We start from the raw sequence: 11,659 nt of genomic DNA, 5'->3' as shown, positions 1-11,659 counted from the left end.
AAACTTGCCCTAAATGTGGACACGTTGAAAAAGCAAATCGCAATAAAAAACTACACACATTCAAATGTAAAAATTGCCAATATCAATCAAATGATGATCGTATTGGTGCAATGAATCTACACCGTAAGGGAATTGAACATATTGGTGTAGTTACCACAGGAGTATAACTCTTGCGGTAGGGGCGAAGTCAACCGTCCTTATGTTCCACCACGCTAAGGTAGGAGAGCATGGCTCGTTCGCACTACTGGGTAGGAACAAGCGTAGTTGTTCTCTGCGAGGGTAAGAAGCACTGTCAAACTCTGACAGACGCAAGCCCCCACTTCAAACAGACCGCAAGGTCGTTAAGTGGTGGGTCGTTGACTACTAGCGTATTTTAACCATAGCTTAAATTTTTCTATTGAGTATTCAGTTCCTTTTTCTCTGCCAATATGAAGATAATGACACCAATTCAAGTAGTTTTACTGAAGGTTTTAATTAACAAGGAAAGGGAAGTGAGATCGTGAAGCAACCCATTTTTTTAGAACCAGTTTTCAAAGAGCGAATTTGGGGCGGAGATCGATTACACAGACTGTTTGGATATCATATTCCACCAGAACAAACCGGTGAATGTTGGGCTATTTCTGCGCATTCAATGGAGAAAGTATCGTCAAATCAGGAAGATTCGAAGGTAAAACATTATCGTATTTATGGGAACATCATCAAAAGTTATTCGGAAATCGAACTGAAGCTAAGTTTCCGTTATTGACGAAGATCCTTGATGCAAAAAATAATTTATCGGTACAAATTCATCCTGACGATCATTACGCTTCTAAAGTTGAGAATGGTGACCCAGGGAAAACAGAATGCTGGTATGTGATTGACTGTGAACCAGGAGCAGAAATTATTATTGGACATCAGGCTAAAACGAAATAAAAATTTGTGGAAATGATCGAAACTGGTCAATGGAACAAATTACTTAGTCGTCTCAAAGTTCAAAAAGGTGACTTCTTCTACGTACCAAGTGGCACGATCCATGCGATTGGAGCAGGTGTACTAATTTTAGAAACACAACAAAGTTCAGATATAACTTACCGTGTATATGACTATGATCGAGTAGACCCCGATGGCCGTACACGTTAACTGCACCTTGAACAAGCAATTGAGGTATCAAACATTCCACATCAAGATAACGCCACAGCACCACTGGTGAACGTATATGAAGGAGCATCAAGAGTAACATTCGTACGAGCGAATTATTTCTCCGTATATAAGTGGGAGATCCAAACTAGTTTATCATATGAAGTAACAGAAGACTTCCTAATTTGTAGCGTGATTGAAGGTTGTGGTGAACTGAAAACGGGAGCAGGAACCTATCTATTTCAAAAAGGTGATCACTTTTTACTATCTAACCAAGTAGGTAGAGTTGAAGTAGAAGGAAAAATCACCGTGATTGTGTCACATCCTTAATTATGGTGATATTGGAGAAGTAATGCCAGATAAGCAAACGTTATTTGGGAAAGGCGGATGAGGATTAGTATAAGACGAGTAACCGAAGAGCCAGGCAGCATCGCCCGGCCCCACTAAATGTTATTCTTCTGAGTGACTAGTTTCAATCATTTTACTTATTTTTCTAGCTCTTCTTCTTTTTGGCCAGCCGAAAATATCATCAAAGATGAGGTATACAGCTGGGATGAGGATTAATGTGATCATCGTTGCAAAAAGTAAACCAGAGATAACAACAGTAGCCATAGGTGCTTGGAATGCACTAGAACCACCAGTTGCTAATGCTAATGGAAGCATTCCTGCTGCTGTTGTAAGTGTTGTTAGAAAAATTGGACGCATTCGATTTTTTCCTGCTTGAATAAGTGCTTCACCAATAGCGATTTCTTGTTGTCGTAATTGCTTTGTACGATCAATTAAGAGAATTGCATTGTTTAATACAATTCCAATCAGCATAACAACTCCCATCCCTGACATGACACTAAACTCAACTTGTGTAATCACAACACCAAGCACGACACCAACAATTGTCATCGGAATGATCGACATAATGACAAATGGATGGCTAAGGCTATTAAATTGAACTGCCATAACGACATATACTAAAAAAATCGCGATAAAAAAGATAAGAATTAAATCTTGAAAAACTTCGTCTTGTTCAGATAAATCGCCTCCGGTAGTGATGCTCAGTCCAGAACGATCTAAATCATTTAACATTGCTTGCACTTCGCGGTTAATCGATCCTAAATCTCCACCATCATAATTTGCACGAACAGTGATAATTCGCTCGCCGTTGTCATGATAAATTTCGATCGGAGATTCAATGGTTTCAAAAGAAACAAAATCTGATAGTTTTTTAATGCTTTCAAATGTCTGAATTTCGATTTTTTCTAAGTCTTTTGTTGTGGTAATATCATGGTCTGTTGTCAGCATGATCGGTAAGTTCTTTCCGTCAAGATACATTTGTCCGATCGGTTGCTTTGCGGTTGCTAGCTGCAGCTGATGACGTATTTGTGATGGGACTAACCCAGCATCTTCAATTTTTTCTTCATCAATAACCATTTTTAGCTCTGCTTGCATATGCTCCATTGAATGACCGATTTCAAACAAGTCATCAATTTTGGTCAATCCTTCGATGATTTCTTCGACTTTTTCTTGCATTAATTCAAGGTCTTGCCCCTTAACTTTAATTTGAACAGGAGATGCATCTGCCCCAAACATTGCTAGCATTGACGTGTCTTTGATTGGATATTCTTCTTGCAGCTCTTCTAATAATTCTCTAATGTTTTCATTAACTTTTTCTTGTGATAGCGTTGCTGTTTCTTCAGGGGTCATGTTAACAAAACTATAGAGCAAATCATTTGTCATAGTAATGGCGATATAGTCCTTAATATCATCCATATCTTTTAAGCCTTCGTGTAATGCGTTAGAAATTGCTTTATGATCTTCAGGAGTTACACCTTTTTCTAAAGTTAAAATAAATTCTGCTTGTCGTTGATAAATGTCAGGTAATAAGTTGAATTTGATGGCTTGACTTCCAACGATAATTGAGCCGACAAACATAAGGAAAAATCCGAAAACAACTACCCAACGTCCCCATTTTTTCTTTGTAATCCAAGCGATCAGCTTTCCGTAAAGACGAATAATTTTTGCTTCTTTTTTTTCTTTAGATGCTTTTACTTTGATAAAAGCATGAGCAAGAACCGGAATAATTGTAAACGATACGAGAACCGAGCTAACGAGTGTAACGATAATAACAACCGCAAGTAGCATCATAAATTCGCCTATTTCTCCACCCATGATACCAATCGGCAGGAAAACAACAACAGTTGTTAACATCGATGCAATAACAGCTGTTGATACTTCTTTCGTTCCATCAATGACAGCCTCTAATCGAGGTTTCCCTTCCTGTAGCTTACGATAAATGGCTTCGAGAATAACGATGGCTGCATCGACCATCATTCCAATTCCTAAACCAAGTGCGATTAACGAGAACATATTAATCGAGTACTCTAAGAAAAACATAGTCGTAAATGTAAGCAAGATTGACAATGGGATGGCAATTCCAATGACAAGCATCGCTCTAAAATTACGTAAGAAGAGCAGTACGACTAAAAGAGCGAGTAGTCCCCCCATTAGAACATTCCGTTTTACGTCATCTATCGAATTTTGAATAAATTGACCACCAGACATTAGTTCTTCAAACTGAAAGCCATTTACTAAGCCTTCCTCATAGATTTTATCAACTTCAGCTCTGACGGCATCAGATAACGATACAGCGGTTGCTGAGCCTGAACGACCAATTTGAATGGATAAATAGTTAGGATCACCATTTTTCCAACTCCCAGTGGATGTTTCAGGTGAATCAATCTTGACATTTGCAATATCTTTTAACTTAATTATCCCCGTTTGAGTAGGAATCGGCAGATTTTTTAGTGTATCAATTGTAGAGATTTGGGTATCCCATCTTACTGTGACAATATCTGAACCATGCTCAAATTCGCCAACAGAAATACGTTTGTCTTCTTCATTTAGAAAATACATAATTTGTTGAGGATCAACACCATGTTCCTCTAATTTTTCTTGGATCAGCTCTAAAACAACTTCTTCTTGAACGTTACCAAAAATTAAAACTTCACCAACCTCTGGTAAAGATTCAAGACGTGGTTTAACGATCTCCTCAGCAAAAGCGGTCATTTCAGTCATTTCACCGCCATAGATATCTAAGAAATGCTCATATGGAGAGCCCATTCCCATTTGAAACACATAGCTATCTTCAATAAATGGAAGCTCTGACTTCATACTATTTACGATCGCTTCTACATCCTGAAATCCTTTATCTCCAGCCCCGCTTTCAAATATGACCGTAATATTTGAGTAACCGATAGCTGAAGTAGATGTATACGAATCAATCTCATTAATGGAAGAAAGCCTTTGCTCAATAGGAGTCGTAATCAGCTCTTCCACATCAATGGCAGGTACTTCACCTGCATAAATATTAACAACTGCCATATCGAACGTTATATCTGGCATAAGTTCAACATCTAGTTTATTAACCGAAAATGCACCGACCAAAACGATAAAAATACTAAAAAGTCCAATGATTAGTTTACGTCCAACTAAAAACTTTAACCAATTCATAAAATTTAAACCCCCAAACCTTAAAATTTTATACTTATAAATATTACCATTAGTAATGGTGTGCTGTCACGACTTGGAATTTATCGAGGAACAAGGGGACAGGCTTGTCGTTCCAGTAAACTTTTGCTGTCAGAGCACCTGGGCTTAAGTTGAAGTTTCGCTTGAAATTTGAATGATATTTTAGTAAGAGATTTTTGGAAACATAGTCAAGCTTTATCTACCTAGCACAAGAACCGTCAATACATTTCAGTATTCGTATGAGAATGGGTTTACAGATATTTTGGCACCTAAGAAAAGTAGTTTAAATTAATCTTCAATATAAATGGTTTTCTTTTTGAGAAGAATTTAAATTCGATGTGAAGGTTGTGAAACAACAATGTATCGTGTTATGAACAGCGTTGTTAAATTGGTAAGAAAGAAGGAAAGTTACCTCGCTTGAGCTATGTAGGTGTGAAATCCCCTATATAAACTGTTTGGTGGGATTGGAAACAACAATCTATTGTCCGTGGATAATACCGTCAACTGGCTAGTGTAACTGAGTCACTAGGAGAAATGAAAAGAAACTCTTCGCCTGAAGAAGAGTTTCTCTTAAATATTTTCAAAAAATGATCAACTTTGAGTGATTTTAGGTAAGTTAAGGGGAGCGGTATCTCAGACAGTCGTTAAAGACGCAACACACAGCTCAGTTGAAGCAGATGCCAAAAGAACAAGACAAGAATAATATGTGGCGAACTTAGAGATTCCCTTGAAGACGGTAGGCATTTAAGGTATGGGGTGAAAATCTTTCAATTCGCTTTTCTGCTTTGTAAGCTTCCCATGCTTTGCTTAGTATCAAGATATAATCCCTCCATTTACGTAACTTGTTTTAAAGGAATTATTTCCATTTTTGTGGAAACTAGAACAATAACTCGTTAATTTCTGTTATGATTTATTTGTGAAGATCCAAGAGATTGTGAAGAAATTCACTTAAACTAACGGGCAGAATAATTGTGCGAAACGTTTCTACCCCAAACGGAGAATGGTCACATTACTTCATTGAAAAGGTAGACAGTTTCTTAATGAAATTGAAGGATTATATTGAAGAATCAAATGATAGGGTAACGCCTTGAAGGGTTCTCTCTTAGTCGAGTAGCACTAAAATTAGTAAGAATGATAGTGTTATAAGCTCGGTAAAAAGGCGTGAGAATTTACCGTAACAGTGATTTTTGGCTGACGAAAGCCTACCCGATGGGGTGGTGTAAATCATAATGCTTGAGTTGAATAAATACGGTGAGGATGCTAAAGAACCTATAAGAAAAGGTTAAGCTGACGAACTTCTGAATGTACGGGTCTATACCTGCGATACATAGAAATGTGTATATCACCAAATTGTGAGGTTAGCAGTGGATGAGTAAAACTAACTAATATGAAAATCCATGATATGTTACAGGCATATGAACGGCTAACAGGCTTACAGGAAGCACCTAAGTTTATTCAATAATAGATATAATTCAACGTTGTAAGCTGATAACGTGGAAGGCTTACTCCTAATGAAACGGTAATAAGGAAAGCAATAATGAGATTAGTTATTGTATAACTTACTTTTATATCAGTGAAGGTGGTGGCACAGTACCGATGAAATGTCTAATCCACATGGAGGGATAGCCACTAGACTAATAAAGAATCATTCAACCATGTAAGACAGTTCTTTAACGGTTAATAAGGTTCTTGTCAGACTAAAAGAGGTTCAACTCCCAAGGGAGTCACCGACTTGTTAAAACGGAAGAAACTGCGACACAATGAATATTATGATATGCAACAGTGTTTTGATAATCTATATGCTCAAAGTGTCGATGGTCAAAATTTCTATGACTTAATGGAAATCATTAGTTCTAATGAAAATATACGTCTTGCCTATCGGAACATCAAAAGAAATACAGGTAGTAAAACGGCTGGCTCAAATAAATTAACGATTGAAGATGTAAAAAATCTTACAGTTGAAGAAGTGATTGATAAAATACAATTCATGCTAGGTTCATATAAACCTGAAAAAGTCAGACGTGTGTTTATACCGAAAGCGAATGGGAAAACAAGACCATTAGGTATTCCTACAATATGGGATAGAATACTTCAACAGTGTATTCTACAAGTGCTTGAACCAATATGCGAAGCCAAGTTTCATAAACATAGCTATGGGTTCAGACCTAACAGAAGCACTCATCATGCGAAAGCTAGATTTGAATTTCTTATCAATCAAACTGGACTTCATCATTGTATTGATGTTGATATTAAAGGCTTCTTTGATAATGTAAATCATAGTAAACTATTGAAACAAATTTGGACGCTTGGGATAAGGGACAAATCCTTACTTTCTATCATTTCAAAACTTTTAAAAGCTGAAATTGAAGTAGAAGGTATTCCAACCAAAGGAACACCCCAAGGGGGCATTTTATCTCCCCTTCTTTCGAATATCGTATTAAATGAATTGGATTGGTGGGTTAGTGACCAGCGGGAAACTTTCAATACGAGATTTGATTATAAGTACCCTGGTAAATTCTATCCACTGAAAAAGACGAATTTGAAAGAATGCTATATTGTAAGGTATGCTGATGACTTCAAAGTTTTATGTCGCACTCGGACACAAGCAATTAAAATGAATTACGCTATCAAAGACTTTCTAAAAACTCGGCTACATCTTGAAACGAGTGAAGAAAAATCAAAAGTTATGAATCTTAAAAAGAATTCGTCAGAATTCCTTGGCTTCTCGATTAAAGCCGTACGAAAAGGCAAAACGAGAATGGGATATGTCGCCCAATCGAATATGACGAAGAAAGCCAAATCTAATGCATTTGCCAAAATAAAAGATTCAATAAAGGCGATACAAAAGAAACCATGCATTGAAACGGTTTGGCATTACAATACCGTTGTAATGGGAATTCAAAATTATTATGCAGCAGCCACTCAAATCACAAATAATCTAAGTGAGTTAGCCTCCTATCTAGGTAAGACCTTATATAATCGGCTAAAGAGTCTCAGAACAGAAGCGAAATTCTCTGATATGACTAGTACATTACAAAAACGCTACAAAGGATATGAGCCAAAGCTCTATAAGATTAGGAAAATGGTATTTGCCCCAATCTATGCTCAACGGCACAAAACTGCCCTTTGTTTTTCTCAAGATATCTGCAATTATACATCTAAAGGCAGAGCCAAGATACACAAGAACCTAAAAGCGATAAATAAAAATGTACTAGCTTACGTCATGAAACATTTTATCCCAAATCGTACGATTGAATATAATGATAACCGTATTAGTCGATTTATTGCTCAATACGGAAAATGTGCTGTTTTAGGAATTGAACTTGGAAAAAGTGATTGGCACTGTCACCATAAAAACCCCTATCACCTTTCAAAAGATGATAGTTATTCCAATCTTATTGTGCTACATGAAGTCATTCACAGACTTGTACATCTGAAAGATGTTCATAAAATCAAGTCTATCCTCCAAACCTTTCAACTTAACAAAAAACAAATTGAAAAAGTAAATGAACTCCGAAAACAATGCAAAAATGAATCAATCTAACTTGGAATAAATACTATAGCTTCATTAAATATATAGAATTGAATGAATTGGATTAGTTGGAACGCCGTATGCGGTGAAAGTCGCACGTACGGTGTGAACAGGGGGAAAAGGAAGCGATAACTTCAAATCCTTACCTATCTGTACGAAGATGAAGATAGGAGAGGTAAAACTTGAAATACTTTTTATATGACTTACATTTAGCTCAAAATATGGACAATATCAGTGAAGAAGAATTTAACCGCAATGATAGACAATGGCTACAAAATGTTACTGAGTATCAAGAAATATTCAAGACGCTATCTAACAGATTACCCCACGATGTTTTTGAACATTTTAACTCCTGGGGGTTTCACGACTATCGTTTAGTAAAGATGGAAATTGAACATGAAAGTCTTCTTAATTTAAGCGTTCATTTCACTATTTCAAGTGATGTTGATAATATAGAAAATGAGAAGTTATGGGTATTGGGTTTTAAAAATGTCTCTTTTTATAATTACCATCACTATAATTTTGATAATGAAAAAAGTGTTTTTCACAGAGAGGTAGACGATTGGTTATATCAAGAATTTCTACCGATTGACCAATCAAAAATATCATTTGAAGTCTTATTTTCATCAGGTGGAAATGTGTTATTACACTTCCCAGACAAATCAGTAACAATTAAAAGGGTAAAATAAACACTTTGTCCTTATTGCATTAACGAAGAGCGTTACTGCAACAGCAACAGTGACGCTTTTGTTTCAGTATTTAAGCAGTTTAGTGAAATTAGCTGAGATAAAGAAGAGTAAGACGACAATAAAAATAAGGGGGCAAATAATGAAAAGAATTGTAATTGGTGGATTTATAATGCTAGGTGGCTTATTAGTTACTTTAACAATTATTTTAGCGGGTTCTATTTACGCAACTAATATAACAGCATGGTCTGGTAAGTCGAAATTATGGCATGCAATTTTTGGAGCAAAGCAATATGGAAATGAAGTTGTACAGTCTTTATTTTTAGGTTTTCCATTTGTTGTAGGAATTCTATTAACTATATTAGGGTTAATAATCTTAGGACAAGAATATTATAAAACATTTAAGAATGAAGCCTAACTTCTTATTAAACAAACGAAGAGCGTTAGCAGTACAAGAACTGACGCTTATTAAACCTATTGGGTGTTAGTTTGAAAACATTTTCATCAATACAGAAACTGAGGGATTGGGATTGTGAGAAGAACATTTTTTATTTCTTTCATAGTAATGGTTTGTTTAGTGTTAAACGGTTGTAGTGATAATACTGTAAAGAAGATTAAAGCGGATTATTTTGATATTGGCTTAGGACAGAGTTTTTACAATGGATATAATAAGGTTGAGGAGGAGACTGTTCAGTCACTTGTCGGTGCATACAATCAAATTAAATATACTGGACAAACTAACCTACAAATAAATTATGATAAAGCAATAACAATAACATTTGTCTATAATGACCAAATTTCAGGAGTTTTAGTGATAGATAATAAGGGAGTTTTTCATTTGCGTGATGGCGTTGAAATTTATCAAATCGAGCCAAGCGACGATATGTATGAACAAGCATTAGAAGTATATAACGATTTAAAGAGACAAAATGAAAATTCTTTGGATAAACAATGAGCTTTTCATTTGTAATTATGTGTTTCTTGTTGAACTAACGGTAAGCTTTAGTACAGTATAAAAAATAAAATTATGAAACAGAGTTGATAGTTATGACGTTAAGATTTCCATTGCTTTTTGTCACTTTTATTTTGGCTACCAATATTCACGCTTTTATTGATAAAACAATTATATATTCACAATACCCTTATCCTGAGTATGCAAATTTAATTAGCAATATTTCCTTTTTAAGCCTTGCTATTGTATTTTTTTTAATTTTTGAATTTAACTAAATTAAACAAAAAGAAGATTAAAACTCACTTTGGTTTTGCATTAATATTTGCTTCAGTAGGTAGTGCTGTTTTACTTAAAGTGTTGAGAGATAATTATTTCTTTTTCTAAAACTGAAATTAAACTAACGAATGCGATAGTAAAAAACGGGCTGTATCATTTACGAGACTGCTGAAAAAGTCTCAATATATCTGCCTCATGATTAAAGGAAGAGGAAACTCCTCCATTTTTCGTACGCATTATTAAGTTGGTGAAGGTTTAATAACTTAGTTGATTTTGAATTTATCTATGACGAGTTAAAAGATATGTATAATGAGGCATTTGGCGCTACAGTCAAATGCCCTATTATGATGTTTAAGTTATTACTACTCAAAGTAATGCACCCGATGTCTGACCGTAATTTGATTGAAAGAGCGGAGCGACGTTTGATATGTCATTTAAATACTTTTTAGAGGTAGCACCTGAAGATAAAATTGTTCATCCAACAAGCTTAACGAAGTTTAGAAAACTGCGATTAAAAGACGCTTCATTATTAGATGTACTTATCAAAAAGACTGTTGAGATTGCTTTAAAAGAAGGTCTCATTAAATCCGGCCAAATTATTATGGATTCCACTCATACGAACAGTATATTTAACTCCTAAATCACCCATTGAAATCTTAATCGAGCATTCAAAACAACTAAGGAAGAGCGTTTAAAAACAGGACGAGACCTATATAAAATGCCTGCTAAGCCAAGTACGAATGATTTATTAAACCATATTAACTTCTGTAATCAATTAATCGATATCATTAAAAAGGATGAACAGTTATACGTTAAAGAAGACGTGAAATTAAAAGCCCACTTATTTAGAAGAGATCGTAAATGATGATATAGAAGACGTAAACTCAACAGTGGAAAAAATCCGATATTCGATGGATGAAGTTTAATTGACAAATTTCTTAGTTGATTTTAAAATATATTTAAACAAATAGACATTAATTGGTGTCCAAATTTTGGGAGAATAGGGAAGTCGAAAGAGGATAATGCTCTGAAACGACGCGGACCCACCACTGTACTCGGGAATGAAACCTCATTATGCCACTGCGATAACGTCAGCAGGAAGGCGAGGGAATAAGATGAACCGAAAGCCAGGAGACCTGCCAATTATGTACGAATTGAGGATGAAGGAAAAGTCTTCAATAAGCAAAGCCATGCTTATTGAAGACTTTTTTGCGTTTTTTTGAGAAGTAAATCCTTACGAGGTAACTTTTCGACGATACGGGAATTCTGTAGTTTTGAAATAAGTACGACTTGGACTCAGACGAGTTTCTATTCGTAAAAAATTTGAGCTTCCTCGCTAAATAATATTTGTTTATAGATTTTAAGACCTGTCCATACTAGATAAAAAGTCTAATAAAATGGTCAGGAGTGTATAAGAATGCAAGATTTCGATAAAGAATACCGTCTTTTTCAAGAGGCACTAGATATTCAAGATCCTTGGTATATTGAAGATTACAAATTAGTAAAAAGTTCAGATCAATTTCATGTCTTTTTAGACTTCAAACGCGGAGCTAAGTTCCCGTGTCCACATTGTGG

At 35.5% G+C, this 11,659-nt stretch carries 10 protein-coding genes, 2 pseudogenes and 1 riboswitch; of the genes and pseudogenes, 11 read left to right on the top strand and 1 reads right to left on the bottom strand.

The features are described 5' to 3' along the window. From BKP37_RS19485 to BKP37_RS21085, 4 genes and pseudogenes are all read left to right on the top strand, one after another. Positions 1 to 167 (top strand): zinc ribbon domain-containing protein (locus tag BKP37_RS19485; protein WP_139193171.1); only part of this gene is annotated, 167 nt, incomplete at its 5' end. Between the two features lie 332 nt (positions 168 to 499). Then, a pseudogene (locus tag BKP37_RS21095) lies at positions 500 to 912 on the top strand (type I phosphomannose isomerase catalytic subunit). A 6-nt stretch (positions 913 to 918) separates the two neighbouring features. Continuing rightward, positions 919 to 1,119, top strand: a complete 201-nt coding sequence (locus BKP37_RS21090) for a hypothetical protein (protein WP_425425003.1) — start codon at positions 919 to 921, stop codon at positions 1,117 to 1,119. Positions 1,120 to 1,185: 66 nt separating this feature from the next. Continuing rightward, the gene (locus BKP37_RS21085; protein ID WP_425425002.1) at positions 1,186 to 1,446 is read left to right on the top strand and encodes a hypothetical protein; all 261 of its coding nucleotides are present in this window, start codon (positions 1,186 to 1,188) and stop codon (positions 1,444 to 1,446) included. A 120-nt stretch (positions 1,447 to 1,566) separates the two neighbouring features. On the opposite strand, the gene BKP37_RS17125 is transcribed toward BKP37_RS21085, so the two are convergent. Beyond that, complete coding sequence (locus tag BKP37_RS17125) at positions 1,567 to 4,620, bottom strand: efflux RND transporter permease subunit (RefSeq protein WP_071310848.1); 3,054 nt, start codon at positions 4,618 to 4,620, stop codon at positions 1,567 to 1,569. Between the two features lie 1,792 nt (positions 4,621 to 6,412). On the opposite strand from BKP37_RS17125, the gene ltrA reads away from it, so the two are divergent. The 7 genes and pseudogenes from ltrA (at position 6,413) to BKP37_RS20235 (ending at position 10,949) form a co-directional block, all read left to right on the top strand. Next, positions 6,413 to 8,182 (top strand): group II intron reverse transcriptase/maturase, encoded by a 1,770-nt coding sequence (gene ltrA / locus BKP37_RS17120; protein WP_071310849.1) that lies wholly within the window; start codon positions 6,413 to 6,415, stop codon positions 8,180 to 8,182. Between the two features lie 170 nt (positions 8,183 to 8,352). Next, positions 8,353 to 8,859, top strand: a complete 507-nt coding sequence (locus tag BKP37_RS17115) for a hypothetical protein (protein ID WP_071310847.1) — start codon at positions 8,353 to 8,355, stop codon at positions 8,857 to 8,859. A gap of 139 nt (positions 8,860 to 8,998) precedes the next feature. Then, the gene (locus BKP37_RS17110; protein WP_071310846.1) at positions 8,999 to 9,274 is read left to right on the top strand and encodes a hypothetical protein; all 276 of its coding nucleotides are present in this window, start codon (positions 8,999 to 9,001) and stop codon (positions 9,272 to 9,274) included. A 114-nt stretch (positions 9,275 to 9,388) separates the two neighbouring features. Then, the gene (locus BKP37_RS17105; RefSeq protein WP_071310845.1) at positions 9,389 to 9,811 is read left to right on the top strand and encodes a hypothetical protein; all 423 of its coding nucleotides are present in this window, start codon (positions 9,389 to 9,391) and stop codon (positions 9,809 to 9,811) included. 539 nt (positions 9,812 to 10,350) lie between these two features. Next, positions 10,351 to 10,533: pseudogene (locus BKP37_RS21145) on the top strand (transposase); the annotation flags it as partial. Further along, positions 10,512 to 10,724: a hypothetical protein gene (locus tag BKP37_RS17100; RefSeq protein ID WP_071310844.1), complete on the top strand. Its 213-nt coding sequence runs from the start codon at positions 10,512 to 10,514 to the stop codon at positions 10,722 to 10,724. The pseudogene BKP37_RS21145 and the gene BKP37_RS17100, both read left to right, overlap by 22 nt. 78 nt (positions 10,725 to 10,802) lie before the next feature. After that, positions 10,803 to 10,949: a hypothetical protein gene (locus BKP37_RS20235; RefSeq protein WP_169823179.1), complete on the top strand. Its 147-nt coding sequence runs from the start codon at positions 10,803 to 10,805 to the stop codon at positions 10,947 to 10,949. Positions 10,950 to 11,046: 97 nt separating this feature from the next. Beyond that, positions 11,047 to 11,242, top strand: a riboswitch (cobalamin riboswitch). The last annotated feature ends 417 nt before the right edge of the window (positions 11,243 to 11,659 follow it).

The organism is Anaerobacillus alkalilacustris (assembly GCF_001866005.1).
Lineage (GTDB): Bacteria > Bacillota > Bacilli > Bacillales > Anaerobacillaceae > Anaerobacillus > Anaerobacillus alkalilacustris.
This window is presented reverse-complemented; position numbering and strand designations above follow the sequence as displayed.